At 61.0% G+C, this 25,634-nt stretch carries 23 protein-coding genes and 3 pseudogenes; 9 read left to right on the top strand and 17 right to left on the bottom strand.

From position 1 onward, the window contains the following. A partial coding sequence (locus AC1D1Z_RS09985) for an MFS transporter (RefSeq protein WP_477850370.1) occupies positions 1-731 on the top strand: 731 nt, incomplete at its 5' end. Between the two features lie 10 nt (positions 732-741). On the opposite strand, the gene AC1D1Z_RS09990 is transcribed toward AC1D1Z_RS09985, so the two are convergent. From AC1D1Z_RS09990 to hemC, 6 genes are read right to left on the bottom strand one after another with little or no spacing between them, the layout of a single operon-like run. Beyond that, positions 742-1,515 (bottom strand): glutamine amidotransferase, encoded by a 774-nt coding sequence (locus AC1D1Z_RS09990; protein WP_032980581.1) that lies wholly within the window; start codon positions 1,513-1,515, stop codon positions 742-744. Then, positions 1,484-1,969 (bottom strand): tellurite resistance TerB family protein, encoded by a 486-nt coding sequence (locus AC1D1Z_RS09995; RefSeq protein WP_012759325.1) that lies wholly within the window; start codon positions 1,967-1,969, stop codon positions 1,484-1,486. The genes AC1D1Z_RS09990 and AC1D1Z_RS09995 overlap by 32 nt, the downstream gene beginning before the upstream one ends. Positions 1,970-1,986: 17 nt before the next feature. Then, entirely contained in the window at positions 1,987-3,609 is a 1,623-nt protein-coding gene (locus AC1D1Z_RS10000) for a heme biosynthesis protein HemY (protein ID WP_131646910.1), read from the bottom strand. A 4-nt stretch (positions 3,610-3,613) separates the two neighbouring features. Then, positions 3,614-4,885 carry a COG4223 family protein gene (locus AC1D1Z_RS10005; protein WP_205929466.1) on the bottom strand — a complete coding sequence of 424 codons (1,272 nt, stop codon included), beginning with the start codon at positions 4,883-4,885 and terminating at the stop codon, positions 3,614-3,616. 59 nt (positions 4,886-4,944) lie between these two features. Beyond that, positions 4,945-5,661, bottom strand: coding sequence for a uroporphyrinogen-III synthase (locus AC1D1Z_RS10010; protein WP_131646908.1), 717 nt, complete (start codon positions 5,659-5,661; stop codon positions 4,945-4,947). A gap of 7 nt (positions 5,662-5,668) precedes the next feature. Beyond that, positions 5,669-6,598 carry a hydroxymethylbilane synthase gene (gene hemC / locus AC1D1Z_RS10015; protein WP_018448223.1) on the bottom strand — a complete coding sequence of 310 codons (930 nt, stop codon included), beginning with the start codon at positions 6,596-6,598 and terminating at the stop codon, positions 5,669-5,671. A 72-nt stretch (positions 6,599-6,670) separates the two neighbouring features. Here hemC and tsaD point away from each other — a divergent pair, with 72 nt between their 5' ends. From tsaD to AC1D1Z_RS10045, 6 genes and pseudogenes are all read left to right on the top strand, one after another. Further along, the gene (gene tsaD / locus AC1D1Z_RS10020; RefSeq protein ID WP_131646907.1) at positions 6,671-7,780 is read left to right on the top strand and encodes a tRNA (adenosine(37)-N6)-threonylcarbamoyltransferase complex transferase subunit TsaD; all 1,110 of its coding nucleotides are present in this window, start codon (positions 6,671-6,673) and stop codon (positions 7,778-7,780) included. Further along, positions 7,777-8,760: an NAD(P)H-dependent glycerol-3-phosphate dehydrogenase gene (locus AC1D1Z_RS10025; protein WP_131646906.1), complete on the top strand. Its 984-nt coding sequence runs from the start codon at positions 7,777-7,779 to the stop codon at positions 8,758-8,760. Before tsaD ends, AC1D1Z_RS10025 begins: the two co-directional genes overlap by 4 nt. 9 nt (positions 8,761-8,769) lie before the next feature. Next, positions 8,770-9,063, top strand: coding sequence for a YciI-like protein (locus AC1D1Z_RS10030; protein WP_003543605.1), 294 nt, complete (start codon positions 8,770-8,772; stop codon positions 9,061-9,063). Positions 9,064-9,065: 2 nt separating this feature from the next. Continuing rightward, a complete protein-coding gene (locus AC1D1Z_RS10035; protein WP_130653230.1) occupies positions 9,066-9,497 on the top strand; it encodes an EVE domain-containing protein in 432 nt (143 codons plus the stop codon). Further along, the gene (locus AC1D1Z_RS10040; protein ID WP_131646905.1) at positions 9,494-10,177 is read left to right on the top strand and encodes a class I SAM-dependent methyltransferase; all 684 of its coding nucleotides are present in this window, start codon (positions 9,494-9,496) and stop codon (positions 10,175-10,177) included. The genes AC1D1Z_RS10035 and AC1D1Z_RS10040 overlap by 4 nt, the downstream gene beginning before the upstream one ends. A gap of 81 nt (positions 10,178-10,258) precedes the next feature. After that, positions 10,259-11,937: pseudogene (locus tag AC1D1Z_RS10045) on the top strand (glycoside hydrolase family 3 protein). A gap of 57 nt (positions 11,938-11,994) precedes the next feature. Here AC1D1Z_RS10045 and AC1D1Z_RS10050 read toward each other — a convergent pair. The 9 genes and pseudogenes from AC1D1Z_RS10050 to AC1D1Z_RS10090 all read right to left on the bottom strand — a co-directional run. Next, positions 11,995-12,201: pseudogene (locus AC1D1Z_RS10050) on the bottom strand (hypothetical protein); the annotation flags it as partial. 472 nt (positions 12,202-12,673) lie between these two features. Next, positions 12,674-13,087, bottom strand: a complete 414-nt coding sequence (locus AC1D1Z_RS10055; RefSeq protein WP_477850376.1) for a DUF3830 family protein — start codon at positions 13,085-13,087, stop codon at positions 12,674-12,676. After that, positions 13,084-14,517: a dihydropyrimidinase gene (gene hydA, locus AC1D1Z_RS10060; protein ID WP_028733534.1), complete on the bottom strand. Its 1,434-nt coding sequence runs from the start codon at positions 14,515-14,517 to the stop codon at positions 13,084-13,086. Before hydA ends, AC1D1Z_RS10055 begins: the two co-directional genes overlap by 4 nt. 11 nt (positions 14,518-14,528) lie before the next feature. After that, the gene (locus tag AC1D1Z_RS10065) at positions 14,529-15,257 is read right to left on the bottom strand and encodes an amino acid ABC transporter ATP-binding protein (RefSeq protein ID WP_112905459.1); all 729 of its coding nucleotides are present in this window, start codon (positions 15,255-15,257) and stop codon (positions 14,529-14,531) included. Beyond that, positions 15,254-18,187 (bottom strand): FAD-dependent oxidoreductase, encoded by a 2,934-nt coding sequence (locus AC1D1Z_RS10070; RefSeq protein ID WP_425376359.1) that lies wholly within the window; start codon positions 18,185-18,187, stop codon positions 15,254-15,256. The genes AC1D1Z_RS10065 and AC1D1Z_RS10070 overlap by 4 nt, the downstream gene beginning before the upstream one ends. An 11-nt stretch (positions 18,188-18,198) precedes the next feature. Further along, positions 18,199-19,089 (bottom strand): 4-hydroxy-tetrahydrodipicolinate synthase, encoded by an 891-nt coding sequence (gene dapA, locus AC1D1Z_RS10075; protein WP_130653226.1) that lies wholly within the window; start codon positions 19,087-19,089, stop codon positions 18,199-18,201. Positions 19,090-19,104: 15 nt separating this feature from the next. Continuing rightward, complete coding sequence (locus AC1D1Z_RS10080) at positions 19,105-19,797, bottom strand: amino acid ABC transporter permease (protein ID WP_131646903.1); 693 nt, start codon at positions 19,795-19,797, stop codon at positions 19,105-19,107. Positions 19,798-19,874: 77 nt separating this feature from the next. Beyond that, complete coding sequence (locus tag AC1D1Z_RS10085; RefSeq protein WP_131646902.1) at positions 19,875-20,711, bottom strand: ABC transporter substrate-binding protein; 837 nt, start codon at positions 20,709-20,711, stop codon at positions 19,875-19,877. 114 nt (positions 20,712-20,825) lie between these two features. Further along, entirely contained in the window at positions 20,826-21,479 is a 654-nt protein-coding gene (locus AC1D1Z_RS10090) for a GntR family transcriptional regulator (protein ID WP_027666894.1), read from the bottom strand. A 112-nt stretch (positions 21,480-21,591) separates the two neighbouring features. Between AC1D1Z_RS10090 and AC1D1Z_RS10095 the strand changes: the two genes are divergently transcribed. Further along, a complete protein-coding gene (locus tag AC1D1Z_RS10095; protein ID WP_131646901.1) occupies positions 21,592-22,275 on the top strand; it encodes a GntR family transcriptional regulator in 684 nt (227 codons plus the stop codon). 119 nt (positions 22,276-22,394) lie between these two features. Continuing rightward, positions 22,395-22,550 (top strand): annotated as a pseudogene (locus AC1D1Z_RS10100) (IS701 family transposase); the annotation flags it as partial. Between the two features lie 180 nt (positions 22,551-22,730). Here the strand turns inward: AC1D1Z_RS10100 and AC1D1Z_RS10105 are convergent. Further along, positions 22,731-23,921, bottom strand: coding sequence for an amino acid aminotransferase (locus AC1D1Z_RS10105; RefSeq protein WP_131646900.1), 1,191 nt, complete (start codon positions 23,919-23,921; stop codon positions 22,731-22,733). Positions 23,922-24,006: 85 nt separating this feature from the next. Continuing rightward, a complete protein-coding gene (gene hutH / locus AC1D1Z_RS10110) occupies positions 24,007-25,620 on the bottom strand; it encodes a histidine ammonia-lyase (protein ID WP_130653223.1) in 1,614 nt (537 codons plus the stop codon). Between the last annotated feature and the right edge of the window lie 14 nt (positions 25,621-25,634).

Raw genomic sequence — 25,634 nt, forward strand, 5'->3', positions numbered from 1 at the left:
CTGGTGTCAGTGCGCCGACTGCCTATACGGTGGCAGTGATCTTTTCCGTGCTCGGTGCCGCCCTTCTCTACATGATCCCGAAACCGGTGCAGAAGACGACCGGCGAGACCAAGAGCTGGGCGATGATCCTTGGCGGCTTCAGTTTCATTCGCGCCGAAAAGGTAGTGCTCGGCGCGATCTCGCTCGATCTCTTCGCTGTGCTGCTCGGCGGCGCGACGGCACTGATGCCGATTTTTGCACGCGATATCCTCACTCTCGGGCCGTGGGGTCTCGGACTGCTGCGCGCCGCACCCGGCCTTGGCGCCATCGTCATGGCAGTCTTGCTTGCCGCCTATCCGCTCAAACATCGCGCCGGCATCTACATGTTCATCGGCGTCGCCCTGTTCGGCGTCGGAACGATCATCTTCGGCATATCGACCAACACCGAAGTCTCGATCGCGGCGCTGGCGCTGATGGGGGCGGCCGACATGGTGTCGGTCTATGTCCGCGAGAGCCTGATTGCGCTCTGGACGCCGGATCAGCTGCGCGGCCGCGTCAATGCGGTCAACATGGTTTTCGTCGGCGCTTCGAACGAGCTTGGCGAATTCAGGGCGGGTACGATGGCGGCGATCTTCGGCGCGGTGCCGGCGGTCGTCATCGGCGGGATCGGAACGCTTGTCGTGGCGGCGATCTGGGCTTCGAGTTTCCCCAAGCTGCGCAGGATCGATACGCTGGACGCGCCCACTCCATAGTCGGAATCGACTATGCGCGGATGGCGATAGAGGACGTCGCCTTCGCCGTCTTTCCCTCGAAGACGATGTCGAGAAATTCGGTCAACCAGGCTTTCAGCGGCGCGTCGAACAGCATGCGGCCTTCGAGATGTTCGCGGCCCTGCTGGGCATTCGGCAGGATGAAGCGATGGGCGCCATGCACGACCCAGCGATGCATCATCACCCGGGTCAGTTCGGCGTGGAACTGCAGGCCCCAGGCATTGCCGTCGTAGCGGAAGGCCTGGTTCGGATAGGCATCGCCTTCGGCCAGCAGGTCGGCGCCGCGCGGCAGCTCGAAGCCCTCGCGGTGGAAATGATAGACCATTCTCGGCCAGTGCATCAGCAGGCGGCCCTTCTCGGTCGGGTGCAGCGGATACCAGCCGATCTCGGTCGAGCCGTCGGCATTCGACTGCACCTTGCCGCCGAGATGATGCACCAGCATCTGCGCGCCGAGGCAGATACCGAGGTAGGGGCGTTTTTCCCGCAGGGGAACGTCGATCCAGTCGATTTCCTTCTTGATGAAGTCATCGGGATCATTGGCGCTCATCGGCCCGCCGAAGACGACGGCGCCGGCATGGTCTTTCAGTGTTGTCGGAAGCGGCTGGCCCAGAACCGGGCGACGGATATCGAGGCGGTAGCCCTTTTCGACCAGCAATTGGCCGACGCGGCCGGGGCTCGACCGCTCCTGATGCAGGACGATGAGGATCGGGCGCCCGTCGCGGTTCTGGTTTTGCTCAGTCGGTATCATCTTGCGCAACCTGGACATCCGTCACCCTGGCGGCGGCCTCCTGCCGCTTCTGGATGCGCTCGCGCGAGGAGACGCCGAGCAGATCGGCGATACGCCAGATCACATGGTCTTCCATCTCGCTGCGTTCGCCATCGGCATAGACGATGTCCCAGAGGACGCCGATCAGTTCGAGGCGTTGCTCGGTATTGAGATGACGTTTCAGGTCGGCGGTGAAGCGATAATAGTCGACGGCGGAGCTTTCGGCCTCAAGGCCGGCGGCTATCAGAGCATCGAGCTGCTTGCCGTCGAGTGCATACTGCTCCTTCAGGAGCTTGCGCAGCCGCTTCTTCTCGCTGGCTTTGATCTGACCGTCGGCCTCCATGACCTGCATGCACAGCGCTGCCACTGCGATGCGGGGATCATCAGGGGCAAAACCTTTCTTCGGGTGGTCGGCGGTGAGATTCTGGAAGAATGCCTGAAAGCGTTCGAACATGCGGTTTTCGTTCCATTTCAGAAAAGGCGGAGCCGTGTCTTGGGTTCCGGTTCCACCCTGGGATCGCGAACGCCGGGATCATCCGGCAGTCCGCCAAAGAAAGGTTTTGCCTCGCTCGGCGCGGGCGTTTTATCGCCCGCGGCTGGTTCGGCGGGTTTCGGTTTTGCCGATGTCGGTGCCGGGGCCGGCGTGGGGCGCACAGCCTCGGCAATCGTCGCGGCGCGTTCCAGCTCAATGATGCGATGGTCGTTAACCGGGCTTTCCGGCCTGACGTCACGCAGCGGCGGCAGTGTCTTCAAAGCCGTTTCGATCGAGGCCGGTGCCGAACCGTCCTCGAGCGGACCCTCGATCTGGCCGAAGGGCGCCTTCCATTCGAAGGCGTCGAGACGGCCGGTCACGGGCGATACCGGCAGCCATTTGTCGGACACGAAGCCGTCTGCCACCCAGGCCGGATCGCGCGGCGCCTTGAGCGCCTGGGCCAGCCAATGGCGCACGCGACCCTGGTCTCCGGTCTCGGCTTCTTCGATGTCGGCCAACAGCAGGTAGGCGGCTTCACGCGGCTGCATGCGGGCCGCTGCTTCCGCCTTGGCGCGAGCCTTGGCGAATTCCTGCGCGTCGAGGGCTGCCTGGGCGACGACGAGAAGGGATTCGACGTTGTTCGGGCGCTGCCCTTCCAGCCGTTCGGCACGCTTCAGCCGGTCGAGCGTGGAATCGCCGCTGCGGGCCCGGACATAGGCTTGGCCGATCTCAGGATGCGGCGCCGATTTCCAGGCCTGTTCGAGGATCGAGGCGGCCTTGCGCACGCCGCCCTCGCGAAACAGCGCCTTTGCGGCAATGAGGGCGGCCGGAATGAAATCGGCGGCAAGCTTCAGCGCCTGCAGCGCGTCGTCGCGGGCACCTGTCGGGTTGCTTTCCAGCTTCTCGGCGGCGCGCGCGGTCAGGAGGACGGCGTGCAAACGGTTGGCTTCGGCCTTTTCGACGACGCGGGCGGCCTTTTGCTGTTCGAGCAGGCGGATCGCATCATCCCAGCGGCCGGCCTGGCTGCGATATTCGAGGGTCGCCTGTGCGGCCCAGGGCAGATATGGCGCGTTGTCGGCAGCCTTTTCGGCATATTGGCGGGCGGCCTCGTTGGCCCCGAGACGGCGGGCTTCGAGATAGAGGCCGCGCAGGCCGAGTTCGCGCGTCTCTGGATCGTTGGCCATGGCCTCGAACTTGGCGCGCGCCTCATCATGGCGGCCTTCGATCAGGGCGGCCTGGGCCTCGAGCAGGTTGATCAGTGGTTCCTGATCGGCGCGGATGAGGCCACGCGAGCGGGCGGCCATCTTGCGGGCAAGCAACGCATTGCCGGCGCCGGCGGCGATGAGGCCGGTCGACAGTGCCTGATAACCGCGGTCCCGCTTGCGGGCGCGGAAATAACGCGTCACCGAATACGGTGAGGTCCAGATGAGACGGACGAACCACCAGGCGATCATCACGGCGGCGATGAGGGCGATGATCGCGCTGGCGGCGACGATCAGCCTCGTCTGGTAGATCTGGCCCTCCCAGATCAGCGAGAGGTCACCGGGACGATCGGCGAGCCAGGAGAAGCCATAGGCGAGAAGCAGCACGAAGAGGGCGAAGACGACAAGGCGGATCAGCATGGTCTCATCCTTCCTTGCCGGTGCCGGAAACCGCTTTCGACAGCGCCCCGCCGACCAGTTCCTCGACGCGGATGCGCGCTTCGAGCGATTGCTTGAAGGCGGTGGACGCCTGCTTGCCGAGGGCCGGCAGATTGTTCCATTCGGCGGATGCGCCGGGCAGGTCGCCGCTTTTCACCTTGTCCTCCATGCGGGCGGCGATGGCTTCGACGCTTTCGCCCTCGATATTGCCGACGGGACGGACGCTCACCAGCGATTTGGCGCTCGACATCAACCGGTCCGACCAGCTCTGGTTCGGATCCGGCTGGTTGACGGCTTCGACGATCGCGGTGGCGACATCGGGAACCTCGCCCACCAGCTCGGCGCGTGAGGGAATGCCGGTCTCGGCAAAGGCTCTGAGGTCGGCGACAGCAGGATCGTCGGGTGCGACGCCGGCGAAGGTGTCGAGTTCGGCCAGGAAAGGACCACCTCGATCGATCGCCGCCTTCAGGGCGGCAGCGGCGATTGCCCGGGCAACGGCGACATCCTCGCGCGGCTCGTTCAGCTTCTTTTCGGCCTCTTCGAGGCGCTTGGCGATATCGGCGCCATTCGTCGTCTGCTGCTCGGATGACTGGGCAAGCGTCGAGCGCAGATGGTCGACCTGACCGGTCAGCTCCGCAATCTTCTGGTTGAGTGCCTCGACGTTAACAGAATCGGCCGGTGAGGTTGCGACGGGGGCCTTCGCAGCTGTTTCCAGCGCAGCGACGCGCTTCTCAAGCTCACCATTATCAGCGCTCGCCGGATTGGCGGCAAGGTTGGCGACGGCTTGTTTCAGGCCGTCGATCTCGCCGGCAAGATCGGCCGTTTCCGGCGAGGTCGTCTGCGGCGCGGAGGAGCCTGGGAGGTAGCCGGCATACTGGATAGCGCCGGCGCCAAGCAGCGCCACGAGGCCGCCGAAAATGCCGGCGGCAATGAGACCCGAGGTGCCGGCGCTCTTCGGCGCAGGCTGTTCGGGAGGAGGGGTGAAGGAGGGTTCTGGAGCTGCCGGTTCCTCCTCCGGCGCGTCCATCACAGGCTTCTCTTCATCTTCGGCATGCGACGCAGTCTCGGTTTCGGGCGGCAGGCCGACATCGGCGGCAGCGGGGCTGTCGGCGTCGGCAGTTTCATTGTCTACCGGTTTTTCGGTATCGGCTGCAGCGGCGAATTCCTGTGCATCGAGGTCGATCGTGACCGGCTCGTCGGCGCTCTTCGAATGGCGTGGCGGGTTTCCCGATACCATGAGGTCCTCTTTATTCTGCATTGCAACGAAACTAGACAGTGATGCCAGTTAAGGGAAGAGGTTAGATCAAATTTGGGCGGTTAGAGCCTTCGAAGCAGCGACAGAAGACTTTTCTCATCCGCCATCGGTGAAATCTCGACGCTTTTTTTTAGAGCCGTCGGGATGGCTTGCGCCACCGCTTCGCTGAGGCAGAGAAGGCGGATTCCGCTGTGTTCCGGCCCGGCTGATAGGAATTCCGGCATGCGAAAGAAATCCACGGCCGTCTGGCGGGAATAGAAGAGGATGGCGTCCGGGTAACCGTTAGCGAAGATCGCGTCGATCTCGGCGGGATCGGGGACGGCCGGCTGCATGCGGTAACATTCGGCGACGGAAAAATGGATGCCGAGCTCGCGCAATCTTCCTTCCAAAGTCTCGGCGCGCGGGGTGCCAGCGAGGTAGAGCAGCGTGCCCGGTTTCTCCGCCGCGATGAGATCGGCGAGATCGCGGCCGTTGCCCTGGGATGAGGCGACCGATCGGAAGCCGAGGCTGCGCGCTTCTTCGGCCGTCGTTTCGCCCACCGCAAAAAGCGGGCGGGCAAGATGCGGGCGAAGTTGCTCCCCGAGAGCGGAGAGGACCCTGATGGCTTCGGCGCTGGTCACGGCGATTGCGCCGCTGGTGGTTGCAAGCGCGGCTAGGGCGGCGGCGCTGTCGTGCAGCGGCTGACGCAGCGGCAGCAGCAGGGGCTCGTGGCCCATATCGCGCAAACGTTGTGCGGTTCTCGTCGCCGAATGCGCGGGGCGGGTGACGAGCACACGCATGGCCGGTTCAGTGCCAGTCGTCGAAAAAGGCGCTGCCGGCCCTTGCACGCACGTCCTGGCCGGCGCGGGTGCCGAGCGCTGCCGCATCGCGGCGGTGGCCATCGGTCGTCACCGCATGCTGGCTGCGGCCGTCGGGCGTGATGATGAGGCCGGAGAACCGGATCAGGTCGCCTTCGCAGACGGCATAACCGCCGATCGGCGTGCGGCAGGAGCCGTCGAGTGCCGCAAGGAAGGCGCGTTCGCAGGAGACGGTGTCGAAGGTCGGGCCATCGTTGACCGGCGCCAGCAGATCGTCGACCCTGGCATCGCCGATGCGGCTTTCGATGCAGATCGCGCCCTGCGCCGGGGCCGGCGGGAAGGTGTCGGGGTCGAGGATATCGGTCAGCACGTCGACCTTGCCGAGGCGTTTCAGGCCGGCAAGCGCCAGCAGGGTCGCATCGACCTCGCCCGCTTCGAGCTTGCGCAGGCGGGTTTCGACGAGGCCGCGGAAGGTGATGACGTTGATGTCGGGCCGCATGCGGCGGATCAGTGCCTGGCGGCGCAGCGATGAGGAACCGACGGTGGCGCCATGCGGCAGGTCGATCAGTTTGCGCGCGGTGCGGCCGATGACGGCGTCGCGGATATCTTCACGCGGCAGATAGGCGGAGAGATAAAGCCCCTCGGGCAGCTTCGTCGCCATGTCCTTGGCGGAATGCACGGCGAAATCGAGCTCGCCGGCGGTAAGCTTCTGTTCAAGCTCCTCGGTGAACAGGCCCTTGCCGCCGATCTCGGCCAGCGACCGGTCGGTGATGCGGTCGCCCTTGGTCGTCAGCACGACGATCTCGAACATTTCCTCGGGCAGATGATGCGCCGCCATCAGCCTGTCGCGAGCCTCATGCGCCTGGGCAAGCGCCAGCGGGCTGCCTCGCGTGCCGATCCGGAAAGGTTTTGTTTGCATCCGCTCTATTCCGTTGTTACCGGAGTTCTCGTAAACGGGTTTCCATCCCATCGCAATCAACGAACAGGCTTCATGGTTCCCTTTCTACGCATCCTTGGCATCGAAACGAGCTGCGACGAGACCGCCGCCGCGGTCGTCGAGCGCGATGCTGAGGGGCATTCCCACGTGCTGTCGGATGTCGTGCTTTCCCAGCTCGACGAGCATAGCGCCTATGGCGGCGTGGTGCCAGAGATCGCCGCACGCGCCCATGTCGAGGCGCTGGACGAGCTGATCGAGGAGGCGCTGAAGCGCGCCAATGTGTCGCTCAACGATGTCGACGCCATCGCCGCCACGTCGGGGCCGGGGCTGATCGGCGGGTTGCTCGTGGGGTTGATGACCGGCAAGGCGATCGCCAGAGCCGCCGGCAAGCCGCTCTATGCGGTCAACCATCTCGAAGGCCATGCGCTGACGGCGCGGCTGACGGACGGGCTGTCCTTTCCCTATCTGATGCTGCTCGTCTCCGGCGGCCATACCCAGCTCATCCTGGTGCGCGGCGTCGGACAGTATGAGCGCTGGGGCACGACGATCGACGATGCGCTCGGCGAAGCCTTCGACAAGACGGCAAAGTTGCTCGGCCTGCCCTATCCCGGCGGACCGGCGGTGGAGCGGATGGCGCGGGACGGCAATCCCGATCGGTTCGACTTTCCGCGGCCGCTGGTCGGCGAGGCACGGCTCGATTTCTCCTTCTCCGGCCTGAAGACAGCGGTGCGGCAGGCGGCGCAGGATATCGCGCCGCTCAGCGATCAGGACGTAGCGGATATCTGCGCCTCGTTCCAGAAGGCGGTTTCGCGGACGCTGAAGGACCGTATCGGCCGTGGCCTGCAGCGGTTCAAGACGGAATTTCCGACGACATTCTCTGCTACTGGCGAAAAGCCGGCGCTGGTCGTTGCCGGCGGTGTCGCCGCCAATCTCGAACTGCGCGGCACGCTGCAGGCGCTGTGCGACAAGAACGGCTTCCGCTTCGTCGCGCCACCGCTGCACCTCTGCACCGATAATGCCGTGATGATCGCCTGGGCAGGACTGGAACGGATGGCGACCGGTGCCGCGCCGGATGCGCTCGACGTGCAGCCGCGTTCGCGCTGGCCGCTCGATTCCAATGCGGAAACGCTGATCGGCTTCGGAAAACGAGGGGCCAAGGCATGAGCGAAAACATCGCCGTCGTTGGATCGGGGGCTTTCGGCACGGCGCTTGCCGCCGTCATCGCGCTTGCCGGCCGCAGCGCCGTGACGCTCGTCGGGCGCGATCCGTCACTAATTGCCGATCTGAAGGCCGAGCGGCTGCATGATGCGGTGCTGCCCGGCATTCTTCTGCCCGATACACTGGAATTTTCCGCCGAGGCGGATGCGGTCGCCGGCGCTTCCATCGTGCTTTTTGCGATGCCGTCGCAGGCGCAGGCCGATGCGGCGCGGCAATATGGACCTTATCTTTCCAAGGATGCTGTCGTCGTTACCTGTGCCAAGGGTATCGAACGGACGACGGGCAATCTACTGACCGACATGCTGGAGCGGGAACTGCCGGACCATCCGATCGCCGTGCTCTCCGGTCCGGGGTTTGCCGCCGATATTGCCAAGGGCTTGCCGACGGCGATGGCGATCGCGGCAGCCGACATGGAGACCGCGGAGCGGCTCGCTCAGGCCATATCAGGTCGAACCTTTCGGCTCTACGCCTCCAACGACCGGATCGGCGTGCAGCTTGGCGGCGCGCTGAAGAATGTGCTGGCGATCGCCTGCGGCATCGTCGAAGGCCGCGGCATCGGCGATTCCGCGCGTGCGGCGCTGATTGCGCGCGGGCTTGCGGAAATGTCGCGTTTCGTCGTCGCCAAGGGCGGGCAGGCGGATACGGTACGCGGGCTTTCCGGCCTCGGCGATCTGGTGCTGACGGCGACAAGTCATCAATCGCGAAATCTGCGCTTCGGCATAGCGCTCGGGCGCGGCGACAAGACCGATCCCCTGCATGGTGCGCTGGTGGAAGGCGCGTTTGCCGCCTCCGTCGCCTCGCGGCTTGCGGCGGAATTGAAGGTCAGCATGCCGATCACCGATGCCGTTTCAGCCATCATCGACGGCAGGCTCGATATATCAGAGGCGATAGAGCAGCTGATGACGCGTCCGATCACCACCGAATAGGAGACAGACATGCTTTTCGCCCTTCTCTGCAAGGACAAACCGGGACATCTGAACGTGCGCATGGATACGCGTCCGACGCATATCGAGCATCTGAACAAGCTGAACGCCGAGGGCACGCTGAAGATCGCCGGCCCGTTTCTCGATGATGACGGCAAGCCCTGTGGCAGCCTGATCATCGTCGAAGCGGAATCGAAAGAGGCGGCGCGAGCGCTTGCCGATGCCGATCCCTATGCCAAGGCCGGACTATTCGAAAGCGTCGACGTCAAGGCCTACAACTGGGTCTTCAACAAACCGGAGGCGTGAGCATGGCGCACTGGCTCTATAAATCCGAACCCGCTTCCTGGTCCTGGGAGCAGCAGAAGGCTGCCGGCGAAAAGGGCACGGAATGGACCGGCGTCCGCAACTATCTGGCGCGCAACAATATGCGGGCGATGCAGATCGGCGACAAAGGGTTCTTCTATCATTCCAATGACGGGCTGGAGATCGTCGGCATCGTCGAAGTCTGCGCCCTGTCGCATCCCGATTCTTCCGCCAAGGGCGATCCGAAGTGGGATTGCGTCGATATCCGCGCCATCATGGACGTGCCGAAGCCGGTGACGCTGAAGGATGTCAAGGCGAGCGAGAAGCTCGCCAAGATGGCGCTCGTCACCTCGATGCGGCTTTCGGTGCAGCCGGTCACCGAGGAAGAATATCTCGAAGTCTGCCGCATGGGCGGACTGGACAATCCGCCGCGTTGAAGACTGATCCGCAAGCCTTCATCCGCGCCAATACCAGCCTGATGCCGCCGCCGCATGTGCCGGAGATTTCGCTCTATCAGGCAAGCGAGGCGCATGAGCTCTGGCTGAAGACGGAGGAGGAGTTGGAAGCGATCGGCCTGCCGCCGCCCTTCTGGGCTTTTGCCTGGGCGGGCGGCCAGGGACTGGCGCGCTACATTCTCGATCATCCCGAAACGGTGCGCGGCAAGCGCGTGCTGGATTTCGCCAGCGGTTCGGGCCTGGTCGGCATTGCGGCTGTGATGGCCGGTGCCCGGGAGGTCATCGCCGCCGATATCGATCCCTGGGCGGAGACGGCAGTCCGGCTGAATGCCGAGGCCAATCGCGTTTCACTCGGATTTACCGGCGCCGATCTGATCGGACAGGCCGTCGATGCTGATATCGTGCTTGCCGGCGACGTCTTCTACGACCGCGCTTTCGCAGATGCGCTCGTTCCCTGGTTCGCGAAGCTGGCAGCCGACGGCAAGTGGGTGCTGGTCGGCGATCCCGGACGCAGTTACCTGCCGAGAGAGCGACTGGAATTCTGCGCGGTTTATGAGGTGCCGGTAACGCGGGCGCTGGAGGACAGCGAAATCAAGAAGACGACGGTGTGGCGATTCGCTCGGCACGAGATATCCAAAATGTTCCCGACGAACTTAACCTGACATCACCGAACTGGCTTATGACGGGATAGCGTGCATATTCACACGGGCTATCCGCAGAGCGTTGATCAACGGGGGGAACTTATGACGATCTACGACGAGCTTCGCAAAGCGCCGTTCAACCTCGACGACGCTGCGATTCCTGGCTCCACGACACCTATGTCTCGCTCGATCTTGATGACAAGATCGGCCAACTCTTCACCTTGATCATGATCGGGACGGATGAGGAGGATTTCAAACGCATTGCTTCACTAAGGCCGGGCGGCGTAACCCGCTTCTTCACGGCTGACCTCGAGTTCGAGCGGCGGGTCATCTCTGACCTCGTGGCCAAGAGCAAAGTCCCGCCCATCATCAGCGCAGACCTCGAAGGCAGCCGTCATTCCTTCGCTTTCGGCACTCCGGTGCTGGGCCAACTTGGCCTTGCCGCCGTCGACGACGTTCAGGCGAYCGAGAAAAGTTCAGAAATTTTGGCACGCGAGGGCCGCGCGATGGGGGTGCGCTGGTCCTTCACGCCAGTCATCGACATAAATACCGCGTTCCGATCACCGATTGTCGGTACACGGTCATACGGCTCCGATGTCAACAAGATTGAGCGGCACGCGGTTGCCCATGTTCACGGTCTCCAACGACATGGAGTTGCCGCCACCGCAAAGCACTGGCCGGGCGAGGGATATGACGACCGCGATCAGCACCTCGTTACGACCACCAACCCGCTTTCCATGGACGAGTGGAAGGAAACCTTCGGTCGGCTTTATAGAACGCTGATCACCGAAGGCTTGTTGGCAATAATGAGTGGGCACATTTCCCTTCCGGCCTATGTTCGATCGAAGATACCAGATGCCGGGCTTGAAGCTTTCCGACCGGCCTCGGTTTCTCGGTTGCTGAACGTTGATCTTCTCCGCGACGAACTCGGCTTCAATGGTATCATCGTCTCTGACGCGACACCCATGGGAGGGCTGTCCGCCTGGGGCCACCACCTCGATACGCTGCCTGATATCATCGCAAATGGCTGCGACATGATCCTCTTCAGCGATGAACCTGAGGAGGATATGGCGGCGGTCAAGGCTGCCGTCGAAGATGGGCGAATTACTCCGGAGCGACTTGAAGAAGCGGTTCTTCGCGTGCTGGCGCTCAAGGCGCATCTCAAGCTTTTTCAACCGTCAGATGTCCTCCCCGATGCCGCTGAAGCGCGCCAGCTGCTTGCGCATCCAGACAATGTCGCTGCATCAAGGGAATGCATCGGCCGCTCGCCCACGCTTGTGAAGGACGTCAATGGTATCTTTCCGCTCGATCCGGCGAAGACAAAGCGTGTGCTGCTGGTCGACGGCGGCATCATTCATCCGCTCATGCCGCAGCCACTGAAATTCTTGCTACCCGAGCTGTTGCGGAAGGAAGGTTTCGAAGTCACGATCGACCGATCGGACATCGTGCCGACCCCCGACGACTTCGACCTCGTCGTCTACGCGCTAGGCGATGAGTCGCTGCTCGTACGAGGCCGGATATTCGTCGACTGGCATAGGATGGGTGGTGGGGGCCTTTTCAAGGCCATGTACCGACCGTGGACGAATATTCCCTCCGTAATGATCTCATTTGGGCATCCCTATCACCTTTACGATGCGCCGCGCGTACCGGCCTATATCAATGCGTACTCCACCATGGACAGCGTCCAGGAAGCCGTCGTTGATTGTATGCTCGGTCGCAAGCCCTTCCTCGGCACCAACCCGGTAGACCCTTTCTGTGGCCTTGAAGATGCGCGCTATTGAAGTCGTTGGGAGCAGAGGCTGCCGGCCTATTGGAACGGGGCAACAGGCGCGTTCCGATCATTCGCGATCGCCCGGACCACAAGTCGTCAGCCGGCGATCAAAGGCGGCTTCATATACCATCGTCGCGGCGGCAAGATCGGCCAACGCCGTTCCGACTGCCTTGTAGAGAGTGATCTCGTCGTTGGACGTCCGCGCTGGACTATCCCGGCGACACAGTTCGTCAAGTGTCGCACGCACCGCATCCGTAGAAATGACGCCGCCTCGACGGGAATAGAGCCGTCGGCACAGCACCGCCTTACCTGCTCGACAGGGGTATCACAGCGTCATTGCGCATCACCACCTCTATATGGGCGCAGAATGCTGAGAGACGGGCGAGGAGGAATTGGCGGCGAAGCCATGAGCCTCTGCAGAAGAGACATCTTACGCGTTTTGGGCTGCTTCTGCGACGGAGGCAGTTCTTGCGCCGCTCTTTTCGCAAGTTCGAAGTCAAAATCAAAAGACATTTCGGGCCTCGTCCACCATTGGAAATCTCGAAGAAAATCTCGAAAACTAGAATGCAGGAAACGTGCCAACCGCTGCGTTAGGCGATGCTGGCACGCCGGCGTCAACCCTGTCGCCTCGCGCTATTGCGCCTAAAGCGCGTCGCGATCTTTCAGATTCGCTCGTGGCGCTTTAGGTCTTTGTTTTTACGCATGTCGCTGTCGCAAAACCGCTGCACAGTTTTGCGCGACATGCTTTAGCATACGGCCTCAAATCGAATGGATTGCGCGCCTTCCCACAGCGTGAGGCGGCCTATTTCGGCGAGTTGGTCGAGATTGGATGTGATTGTGATGAAATGATTGCCAGCCAGTTGGCCCATTTTCGATGAAAAATCGACGCCTCCGTAGGCAAGCAGGATTTCCGTTTCGCTGATGCCTCCCGGGTAGAGGATGATATGACCGGGGGCCGGATGGCTTGTATGGTTCTCATAACCGACGCCGAAATCATGGTCGCCAAGCGGGATCCAAACGCCCTCGCCAGACCAGCGAACGTGCACGATTTTACCATCGAACGGCATCTGCTTGATGAATGCTTCACAGGTTTTGGGCGCTCTGGCAGTTTCCAGGACAGCGTCGAAGATGAATKGGCCTGCTGTGATTTTCAGTTTCATGATGTCGCTCTTGTTAGATTTGACTGCTTTTTGATTTGTCTCGCCGCGGCTTTCCGATATTGCCCGTGGCCCTTGGTACCCACCAGGACGCCGTTTTCGACGACAGGCTTTCCAGCGACAATTGTCGTTATCGGCCAGCCGGTGATCTCGATCCCCTCGTAGGGCGAATAGTCTGCGCCATCATGCAGTTCCGCATGACGGATGGTCCGCTGGATGGCTGGATCCCAGATCGCGATGTCCGCATCCGCCCCCACGGCAATCGTTCCCTTTTGTGGATAGAGGCCATAGGTCTTTGCATGGTTCGTTGATGTCAGGGCGACAAAGCGCGGCAGATCGATGCGTCCGGCCATGAACCCTTGCGAAAATAGGATGGGAAGGCGGGTTTCGATGCCTGGAATGCCATTGGGAATGTGCCTGAAATTCGTGCGGCCTTTGGGATTAAGCTTTCCGTGCTGGTCGTCGTAGCGGAATGGACAATGATCAGATGAAAAGAGTTCGAATGCCCCGGTCTCGATGCCGCGCCAGCATTCTTTCTGGGCATCTTCATCCCGCGGCGGCGGAGAGCAGACAAGTTTCGCGCCCTCCCAATCCATGCCGTCGAGGTCCTTGGCGGTGAGCGTCAGATATTGCGGGCAGGTTTCCCCGACGACCTTGACGCCTCTCGTCCTTGCGCGAGCGATCTCTTCCATCGCCTCGCCGTTCGAGACATGCACAATGACAACAGGAACGTCTACGATTTCGGCGAGCGTCAGGGCGCGGTGCGTGGCTTCACGTTCGACAGCGACCGGACGGGTGGAGGCATGAGCGCGTGGGGCAACGTCTCCGGCCAGCTCGTGTTTTTCGATCAGGAACCTGATTGCGTCCTCGTTTTCACAATGGACCATGACGGTGGCGCCTGTCCGTCGCGCGACATCGAGCGTCTTCAGGATCTGCGCGTCATCGAGGCGCAGGCTCTCATAGGTCATGAAGACCTTCAGCGACGGATAGCCGTCGGTCACAAGCGCTGGCAATTCCTGGCCCAGCACGGCGTCGCTCGGGTCGGATATGATCAGATGAAAACTGACGTCGGTATAACACTGGCCCTCTGCGAGCGCATGATAGGCCGTTAGCACCTCTCGCAGCGATTTGCCCTTTTCCTGAAGGCAGAACGGCATGATGGTCGTATTGCCGCCGAACACCGCCGACAGCGTTCCGCTCTCGAAGTCGTCCGCCATCTCGATCCCTTCGCCCGAAGGCTGGGAGATATGGACATGGCTGTCGATGCCGCCTGGAAGGACATATTTGCCCGAGGCGTCGATCGTGCGCGCAGCACCCGACAGGCTCTGCCCGATCTGGACAATCTTACCGTCTTTAATGCCGATATCCGCCTGGAAAACATCCGCAGCAGTCGCCACCGTGCCGTTCTGAATGATGAGATCGTAGTCGCTCACAAGCCTGACCTTCAGTGTTGCAGGATTTTGCCAAGGAAAGCTTCGGTTCGCGGGTTGTGTTTTCCCGCGAAAAACTCCTCGCTCGGACGATCCTCGACGATCTCGCCCTGATCGATGAAAATCACGCGTGTCGCCACCCGGCGGGCAAATCCCATCTCATGGGTGACGACCATCATCGTCATGCCGTCCTTTGCCAATCCGGTCATGACGTCGAGCACTTCGGAAATCATCTCTGGATCAAGCGCGGACGTCGGCTCGTCGAAGAGCATGGCGAGCGGATCCATCGCGAGCGCCCGTGCGATCGCCACGCGCTGCTGCTGCCCGCCGGAGAGTTGGCTTGGATATTTTTTCGCGTGGTCCGTCAGCCCGACGCGATCAAGAAGCGCCATGGCCTTCGCATGGGCTGCCGTGTCGCTGCGGCCAATGACAATCTTCTGCGCCAGCATGATATTGTCGATGATCGTCAGATGTGGAAACAATTCGAAATTCTGGAAGACCATGCCTACCCGTGTGCGAAGGTTCGGCAGGTCGGTCTTCGGGTCGCCGACTTCGATACCATGCACCCGGATCGAACCTTCCTGAAACTGCTCGAGCCCGTTGACGCATTTGATCAATGTCGATTTGCCCGACCCCGAGGGGCCGCAGACAACCACGACCTCACCGCGCTCGACGTTCACCGAGCAGTTCTTAAGGACAGCGAACTGACCGTAATATTTGGTAACGCCAGTGATCTCAATCATGCCCGGCCTTTCTGGAAACGCGCGATGGAAAAGGGTTGCAAGGCTCTATCGGTCTCGCGACCGAGAACGAGCCGAGATGTTAACTGGCCGACGATCGGGCCGAGCGTATAGCCGTTTGAAGTGACGGCGTTGAAAAACCCGGGCATTGACGGATGTTCGCCGAGGATCGGCGCACCGTCGATGTTGATGTTCATCGCCGCCCAGCTTCGGATGACGTGAAGTTTGCGCAGAGCGGGAACGACGTGCTGGGCAACCCAAAGGTTCCCCTCAAGACTCGACAGTAGCGGGCGTGGATGTTGATGGACGGGATCGAGGCCTGCGGTCCAGCCGCCGCCGATGATGAAGTTCCCGTTTGCCGCCTGCTTGAGTGTCAAATGGCGGTCGGCATGGGCGACGAGACACGAGATCAAAGGTGCTGCGGCCTCGGTAACCACCATCTGCAGCGGAGCACCGAATACCGGCACATCGACACCGAGCATCGCGCCGATCCTTGAAGCGAAGGCTCCGGCTGCATTGACGATCCGTTTTGCCCGCAACATGCCCCTCGATGTCTTGACCTCGAACCCGTCGTCCGAGGTCCTTATTCCGGTGACCTCACAATTTTCGAAGAGTTGAGCGCCGTCTCGCCGTGCCGCCTCCAATATATATTGCGTCGCGACGAGAGGGTTGATCTTCCCCTCCTGGGAACAATAGGCAGCGCCGACAAAGTGGGAAGACAGAGCAGGCTCCAGGGAGCGCAGTTCCTCTTGCCCGATCAAGTGGCAATCGATCCCGGCCGCGCACTCCACCCCGACCTTTTCCGCCAGAAAACGCATGTGGTCATCGGTTTCGGCCACCATGAGGCCGCCTGTGACCTTCATCTCGAAATCCTGTCCGAGTTCGCTTTGCAGCGCCGCCCAAAGAGCGATTGAATCGCGCTGGAGGGGAAGTGTTTGTGCGGCCGCTCCGCCGCCACCTTCGGCACGGGTGCCGTGGTCGAAGGAAAGCAGCTGGGCATGAAGGCTTCCTGCATTCCCTCCAGACGCCAGCGAGTTCGCAAAAGCGCGCTCGACCACCACAACGTCCTCGCCTTCCCTGGCAAGGAAGAGCGCCGTCGAAAGGCCTGCAATGCCTGCGCCGATGACCAGCGTGGACGTTTCCGCCACCGGCAAAGCTTGAGGATTCGCCAATGCGGGTTTTTCCGGCAAAAGTGCGCGCTTGTGGCCGCCCCATTCCGGCTTTTCGACCGCAAGCGCCGCCAGCGGGATAGGTCGAAGTGGCATTTGCGGAGCCAGAAAACCGCTCGTTTCGCCAGTGAGGTGCCGTTGCTTCGCGACGTCAGCGATCGCTTTGCCGCAGTAGCGGCTCTGACACCGCCCCATGCCTGCACGCGACAGGCGCTTCAATGTCGAAACGTCCTGCGCACTATCTGCGCTGAGCGTCCTCAAGACACCGTAAGTCACGCCTTCGCAACGGCAGATCAATGCATCATCTGGCAGAATTGCCGTCTTTGTCTTTGCATCGTCCTTCGGCGCAAAGACCTGCCAAAGGGCTTCTTGAAACCGTCTATGGCGGGCAAGTCTTTTCACCACGCTTTCGTCGGTTTGGACAAGGAGGCCCAGTTTTCGCGCAATCGCCGCGGCGGCGATCTGTCCTTCTGCCATCGCAACATGCGCGCCGCCGAAACGCGCCGCTTCACCAACAATATGCACGTTTGCAAGCGTTGTCTGACCGTCGAGATCCCGCACTGCCCGCAGATCGCCGACGACGACCTCATGGCCGCACCCGAGTAGCCGGGACAGCTCATTGGAGGATGCGAAATTGCCGCCGATAAGGACCGTGTCAGCATCGAGATTGGTCTCGCCGCCTGGTCCGGCGAACGTGACGCTCTCCACACGCTGCGAGCCGTTGATCGAGGTGAGTACGCTATTCCAGCCTATCTTGACGCCCGCGGATCTAAGCGTCGATATCTGGCGCAATCCGTGACGGGCGAGAGCGGGATCCGTTGTCAGAAGGCCGAGGGCTGCCACCGGCCGAGACCACGGTGGTGGTGCTGCTTCCAGCAAAGCGACTATGGAGGCTCCTGCCTTTCGAAGTTCGTTGGCGACCTGCATATTCAAAGGGCCGTTTCCGGCGACAATGATCCTTCGGCCGGGAACGGTTCCATAGCTCCTCAGCAACGTCTGGGCGGCCCCTGTTGTCATCGCACCAGGAAGTGTCCAACCCCTGACCGGCGTTGGGCGTTCGTAGGCCCCCGTCGCGATGATGAGTATTTTCGGCTTGCAGTAAAACGCATGGCCGCACCCATAGCAGGCGATAATAAGCGAACCGTCGTCGTCACATGCGGCACCCCACACCACTGAAGCGGTTAGAAATGTCACGCCGTGATCGCGCACTTGCCCTATAAGCGCTGCGCCGGATAACGACTGCTCGTCGCCACTCAATCGCTCGGCGGCGCTCCGTGTCGAGGGTTGTTTGAAATACTGCCCGCCGGCAGACGGCCGTTCATCAATGACAGTCACCTTGGCGCCGGCCGCAGCAAGGACCTCCGCGGCGGCAAGCCCCGCGGGCCCCGCTCCGACAATGAGAACGTCCATCGTCCTTGTCGTCAAGGAATGCGGCACACTGCAGAGATCGGCAATCTGACCAGTGGCAAGATCTGGCCGCGTAGCAGGGCGCAGAACTTGCATGTCATCGTCGACAATGGTCATGCAGGCCCGCTGGCTGACTTTTCCGTCGATCGTCACGAGACAGTCGTGACAGACACCCATTCCGCAGAAGAGGCCACGGCCCTCGCCCTTGATGCCTCGGGAAAATTCATGCCGCCCCGTCGCTTCGATGGCGGCGGCAACAGACATGCCCTTTTCGGCAAATATCTGCAGACCGTCGACCGAGAGCCTGACCCGCGCATCGTCGGGTCTCAAACTCTGGTTTATGGAAGCGACGGGCATGATGGAATTCCTCAGACGCTGAACGTCAGACCGAAATCGGCCACCAGCCTCTTCATGGCGGCATCCTGCGCGGGCGGCAACGGCAGGCGCGGCGGACGCGGCAGGCCTGCGCCAAATCCCATGTGGGTCAGCAGTGACTTCGTTCCTGCGACATAGGCCTGGCCCCCGACCGCCTGAATGACAGGCAGCCATTTGAGGTAAAGCTCTCTTGCCTCATCGAACTTTTTCTCATTTGCGACAAGTTCGAAGATCTGCGCCATCGGTCCTGGCGCAACATTTGAAGCCACTGCCACCCAACCCTGCGCACCCATAACGAAAGACTCGAACCCGAGTATGCCCCCGAACACAGTCATATCGTCGCCGGCCAGTCGGATGATATCGCGCACGCGCGTCACTTCGAGGGTGGACTCCTTGATATAGTCGCAGCCGTCGATTTCGGCGATGCGCTTGACCAACTCCGGCGTCAGATCGACGTTTGCGGTCGCGGGATTGTTGTAGACCATAATCGGGATGGCCACGGCAGACGCAATGCTCTTGTAGTGGTGAACGAGTTCGTCATCCGTTGGGGTGGAATAGAACGGCGGAATAATCATGACGCCGTCAGCCCCCATTGCCTCGGCCTTGACGCTAAGGCGAATGGACTCCCGCGTATCTTCCGCTCCCGTGCCGATCAAAACAGGCACTCGTCCCGCGACAGTTTCGATGACGGTCCTCGCCACACCATCGCGCTCTTCCTCGCTGAGTGACAGAAACTCACCTGTCGATCCAAGAGGGATAAGACCATGGATACCTTCTTTGACCTGCCAGTCGGTAAAGGCAGCCAGCCCCTTCAGATCGACCGCGCCGCTGGCATCCAACGGAGTAATCATCACGGTGTAGACACCGCGGAACGTCTTCTGCATTTGAAAATCCTGGTTCTAGCGCTTCTCGTTCATGGAAAGCCGAGATCCGGCTTGACCGAGACGCTTTTCGATATGGCTCTGGAAGAAGTCCCAGAGTGTTGTGAGGAGGAGGTAATAAATCGCCGCGACCGCAAACAGTTCGAGCACCATGAACCGCTCCTGGATGAGAACCTGGGTCCGGCGAAGGAGTTCTTCGACCGAGATGACGGAGGTGACAGAGGTCGTTTTCAAGAGACCGTTCACCGAATTGCCGAGAGGCGGAACGATAACTTTGAAGGCTTGCGGCATCACGATGTAGCGCATGATCTGACGCTCAGTCATGCCGAGCGCGCGTGCTGCCCTGGTCTGGCCTTCCGGCACGGCTTCGATTCCGGCACGAATGATCTCCGCGAGATAAGCCGCCTCGTTGAGAGCCAATCCGAGCAACGCTGCCTCTATGACGGTGAATTTGATGCCGAACAGCGGAAGCGCCGTGTAGATCGCAATCAACTGTACAAGAAGCGGCGTGCCGCGAAAAAGCCAGATATACGCCTTGGCAAGGTAGGTTGGCACCCGCCGCGACGATCGCCGCATCAATGCAAGAGCAAAGCCTAGAATAAGCCCCGCAATCAACGAGACGACGGTGAGCCAAACRGTCGTGAACACCCCGCCAAGTATAAAGGGGTTGAACAGATAACCGAAAAAGCCAGACCAGTTCCAAAGCGACATGAAGACGACTTTCTGCAAGAGGTTTGGCGCGACGTGGTCGCGCCCCGCCTCATCTCTAAACGATCTTTGAAATCAGTTCAGCGACCGGGGCCCTTGACCGAATAGTCACCCGCGACCATCGGCAGACCGTATTTGTCAAAGAGCGCCTTCAGCGATCCATCCGCCTTCATGTCTTTCAACGTCGCAGACACGGCATCAGCCAAAGCCGGGCTTTTGAATGCGACGGAGACCGGAGCGGGGTAGAGGCCGCTGATTGCCCGTTTGAAGTCCCCGCGAGAATCGTACTCCTTGGCGACGGCGTCGATCGACACGACACCCTGCACCTGGCCTGCCCGCAGAGCCTGGTAGGCGAGGGCGAAATTATCGAACGTCTGGATGGTCAAGCCTTCTTTGCCCGCGTCACGCAGTTCCTTGTCGAGAAGGCGTGTCTTTGTTTCCTCGAAACCACCGATTTCGACACCGATCGTCATGCCGGCCAGATCATCTTTTGCGGCGACGTTTTTCTTCGAATCTGGTGCCACGGAGACGCTGATGGCCTGATCTTCATAGGGGATCATCTGCATGATCTTGGCGCGCTCTTCGGTGAAGAAAATGCCTGTATTGATCATGTCCCAACGGCCAGCCTGCAGGCCCGGAACCATCGCGGAGAATTCGATCCGGACATATTCGGGTTCAAGGCAAAGGCGCTTGGCGATCTCTTTGCCGAGGTCGATGCGCATGCCCTTCAGATCGCCGGTGGAGTCGATGAACTGGAGCGGAGGAAGCGTTGGATTGGTCGACATGACGAGCGTGCCGGGCTTGATCAACTCGCCTGCCGCCACTTTGGGTTCGCAGGATTGAGCGAAGGCAAAAGACGCTGTGATCGACAGGAAGGACGCGGCAAGAACGCTGTGGGAGAAGTGTGAACGGAGCATGGAGAGCCTCTGGAGTTCGGTTCTTTATCGTGGATCCCGACCCTGCATTCAAGTGGGATCCCACTTTTATACAAAAGTTCACCGTCGATGCAAGTGCATTCTCAATTCATCGATTCAGTAGTTCGCAAGGACGCCCTGGCGGACGACTTCGAGATGATCGGTCATGGCTCGGCGAGCCGCCTCGGCGTCATTGGCGGCCAAGGCAAGCAGGATCGCTCGATGTTCCCGCACGCCCGGCTTCGCGCGCACGACAGGCAGCTGTCGCTCGAAGATCGTTGTGTAGCGTCGCATCTCCCCGATCGTGGTTGCCATAAAGGGGTTGCGGCTCTCGCTTGCGATATAGTTGTGAAGCGCGTCGTCAAACGCCCAGACCACCTCAGGGTCAGGTTCGGGGTCGGCCTCGATCTCGTCAAGCATCCTTGTCAAAGGGTCCAGTTCAAGTCGCGAAACATGGGGGCTGGCGAGCGCGGCGGCAGTTGGTTCGAGCAGCATCCTCATGGTGAGACTGTCAAGGTAGTCCTTGAGACTGATGACCCTGACCGAGAGAACGCCTTTTTCGTTTCTGACAAGTAGTCCCTCTCCTTCGAGACGTCCCAGCGCGTGGCGCATGGGAGAACGCGAAACAGCATGTTTGGTCGCCAGGCGGCGTTGCTGGACGACCGACCCCCCGGCGAGCCTGGCTGATAGAATATCGGCCAGCAGGGAACGGTAGGTTTCGTCAGCAAGGCTGGAGTCGCCAACTTCATTCAGACCATCGTCCATCTGCACTCGTTCCAGTCCTTTTCCAAATCGGCTATCATATGTAACAAGTGATCGCGTAAGGAAAGCACGATGCCGCGTCGAGCGGCCAACGCCTTAAAGAACAAGGAAATGGCAAACGGTGACAGACGCCCTAGAGGCCCCGGGTCGGAAAATTGCGGAGAAAGGGCAGCATAATCTTGCATCGCTGACCTACAAGGCCGTGTCCGACATGATCCGGCATCGCCGGCTGAAAGGCGGGCATGTCATCGTTGAGGCAAGGCTTGCCGAAACACTCGGGATTTCGAGGACGCCGCTGCGGGAAGCGCTGCAGAGGTTGGAGGGCGAAGGTCTGGTTCGCAAGGGCGATGGCCGAAACTACGTCGTGCGACAGGTGGATGTCGGCGAGTATCTTCAAAGCTTGAAACTGAGGTTGTTGATCGAACCTGACGCAGCCGTACTGTCGATCAACGCTATTCCGCGACGACTTTTGATGAGCGTCCGGCAGGAAATCCACGACCTTCTGGGCGCGACGGCGTATCACACGGACGCGCACTGGTTCTCCGACGACAATCTCCATAATATGATCATCGATCATTGCGGCAACGCGGTAATGGCCAAGGTATTGCGGGAGCTTCGGGCGACCACGCGTCTCTTCGAAATCGACCGCCTGAAAGATCGCCTGAAGCCGGACTCCACGGAACACCTCGTTATCATCGAGGCGATCGACCGGGGCGACGTCGAGGAAACTCGCCGAGCTGTCGCCCACCACATCGAAAGCTTAATCGCATTTACCCGAATGCATCTACAAGTCGCTGACCTCTAGCATTACAGCTGCATTTTGTTTGTCACCTGAAGCCATAGGTCTCCATGATTCGGAGGTCATGGATGACAAGTGTATCGATTGAGGCGACACTTGAGCTTTGGGCGTCTTCGTGACGAGATGTGAAAGCGCGAATGCGGCCACTGTTCAGGCAAGAGCGCGTGGCAAATTCGGCTGGGCAATTTCTGGACGGTTTGCGGGGAGAAGAGCGGCGCAAGACGGGTCGGATGCGGGCGGAGGCGGCGGGCGACACCGGCCCGTGGTGGCAGCAGGCTATTCAACGCCATCCGCCCAGATAATTTCCGGCACAAGGCAGGTCACAGCCTTTACCCAAACGTCAAAACGGCCACAGTCTGGCCCCGTTGCAAAGTTCGACGTTGGCTGCAGGAGGATTCTTGTTTGCTGTTTCACACTGCGTAGATACCGAACTCCCTGTTAACGCCTCAAACGGGTGCTGATCAGCTGATTCCGCGAACTGCCAGAACGGCTTCCGCAAAGGTGTCGATCTGGCTGGCCTGCAACCCGGCGACATTGATGCGTCCGTCCTCAACGATATAGATGGCGTGGCGCTCGCGCAGCATCTCAGCTTCCCCGGGTGTCAGACCGATCAGCGAAAACATGCCTTTGTTCTTGGCGAGGAAATCGTAGTCGCTGCCATTGGTGAAACGCCGGAACGAGGCAGCAAGCCCCTGGCGCAGCGACAGAATGTTGGAGCGCATACCGTCCAGTTCGGCGCGCCAGTCGGCCGAAAGTGCCGGGTCTTCCAGGACGGTGCGAACGATAGCCGCGCCATGATCCGGCGGCATCGAATAGACGATACGGGCTCGCACCGTGAGTTGCGCCTTGGTTGCATCCGCCCGATCCGCGTTGGCGGCGAGAATGAATGCAGCACCTGTACGCTCGCGATAGATTCCGAAATTCTTCGAGCATGACGCGGAGACGAGCATTTCCGGAACCATGCCAGCGAGYAGCCGCACGACGAAGGCGTCATCCTCGAGACCGTCGCCAAACCCCTGATAAGCGATATCGACCAGCGGAACGAGACCGCGTTCGGCGATGATGGCTGCCAGTGCCTGCCATTGCGAACGGCTGGGGTCCGCGCCTGTCGGATTGTGGCAGCAGCCGTGCAGCAACACGATGTCGCCCCGCTTCGACCGTGAGAAATGATCGAGCAGGGCGTCGAAATCCACCTCGCCTGTTCGGTTATCGAGGTACGGGTAAATGACAATCCGAAGCCCGTTGTCTTCGAGGATCGACACATGGTTCACCCAGGTCGGGTCGGGCACATGGACCGCAGCACCCGGGCGCGCCAGGCAGATCAGGCCGGCGAGCACCGTCAAGGCGCCCGCTCCGCCCGGCGTCTGGATACCGCGAATTCGCTCCCACGGCGCGGCCTCGCCGAAGACAAGCCTGCCGATGAGATCGCAGAAAACAGGATCTCCGGCCGGGCCGACATAGGCCTTGGTCGTCTGCGCGGTATGGATTCGCTTTTCTGCCTCCCTCACCGCTCGCGGAATCGGCGTCGTACCGGAGGCGTCCCGGTAGACCCCGACGCCGAGATCGATCTTGTTCGGACGACTATCCTGCCGGAAAATCGGTATCAACGACAGGATCTTGTCGGCTGGCGGCATTGTCAGGTCGTCGAACATTGTTCTCTCCGGTCAGGGGAATTGCCGGCGGCGATGAAACGCCGGCGCTTCATGATGCGGCCGCAGCCCAAATCAGCCGGCCCGCCTATTTCAGCGCGCCGATCTTGTTCTCGATGGCCTCCAGAAATGCGCCGGACCGCACGATTTCGAGAGCCGGTGTGGTCTGCTTGGGCATGTAGCTGTCCTCCTGCTGGAACGGGATCGCCTCGCAAAGCGCATCATAGAGCGCCTGGCTGCCGGTTCCGAGCTTGTAGCCGCCGAGTGCCTCTTCGGTCAGGAAGATGGCGCGGGCCGCAAGCAAGCATTCGACACCAAGGATCTTCGGCATGTTGTCGACCACCTGACGCGTCTTGCGGCATGCCCATGTCGCCATCGAAACATGATCTTCCTGGCTGCTCTTGGTCGGGATGGTATCGGCAACGGCGGGGAAAGCCAGCGTCTTGTTTTCCGATGCGACGGACGCCGCAGCCGTCGAGATGATGCCATAGCCGTAATTCAGGCCGATTGGCTTGCCGGCAAGGTTCGGCGGCAGGCCGTAGTTCAATGTCGTGTCGCAGAGCGAGAACAGGCGTCGCTCGGAAATATTGCCGATTTCCACCAAAGCGATCGTCAGGATGTCCATGGCGAAAGCGATGGGTTCGCAATGAAAGTTGCCGCCGGACAGGAATTCCAGCGCGCCGAGTTCGTTCCAGAAGACGAGCGGATTGTCGGTCGCGGCGTTGAGCTCGCGCGTGATCAGTTCCTTGGCGTGCTCCAACTGGTCGCGGCAGCTTCCATGCACCTGCGGCAGGCAACGGAAGGAATACTGATCCTGGACCCGGGCGGTGTGTTTCGGATGCAGGATATCGTCCTCGAGGCGTACCGCTCGCGCCGCCTCGGTCGTGCGGCGGCTACCCTCGATAATGCGACGGATATTTTCCGCAGTCGCGATCTGCCCGGGCTGCTTGCGCACGAGATGAATGCGGGGATCGAACGCTGCCTGCTCGCCGCGGATCGCCTCCAGACTGAGCGCGCCGGCCGCATCGGCTGTCTTCATCAGCATCTCGGCGTCATGAAGGTTGAGAACCGCCATGGCCGCGCAGAGGCTGTTGCCATTGATGAGGGCAAGGCAGTCCTTCGCCTTGAGATCGAAAGCAATTGGCGAGATGCCGGCTTTTTCCAGAGCCTGCGGCGCTGGCATTCGTTCGCCCTGGTAATAGGCTTCCGCCTCCTCATAGCCGATCAGCACCGAAACCATGTGTGCGAGCGGCGCCAGATCGCCAGACGCGCCGACCGACCCCTGGATCGGCACCACAGGGTGAACCCCGCGGTTCAACATCTCAACGAGACGATCGACCACCTCGATCCGCAGACCGGAAACACCGAGGCAGAAGGCGTTGATACGGACGGCCATCATGGCGCGGACGATTTCTTCCGACGCCGGTTCTCCGATGCCGGAGCAATGCGAGAGCACGATATTGCGCTGGAAGCGATCGTTATCGGCCTGGTTGATGGCATAATCCTTGAGCTTGCCGACGCCGGTGTTGAAGCCGTAGGTTGGCGGCGCGTTTTCGGTCAGCCAGTTTTCCTCGATATAGTTTCTCACCTTGATGATTTCGGCGCGCGCTGCATCGGCGAGCGCTACCTTGGCGCCCTGGCGCGCGATACGAACGGTATCTTTGATCGTCAGGCTGTCACCGTCTAAAATTATGGCGTTCATCTCGATGTCCTTGA

This window comes from Rhizobium sp. P1_E1, from assembly GCF_056406015.1.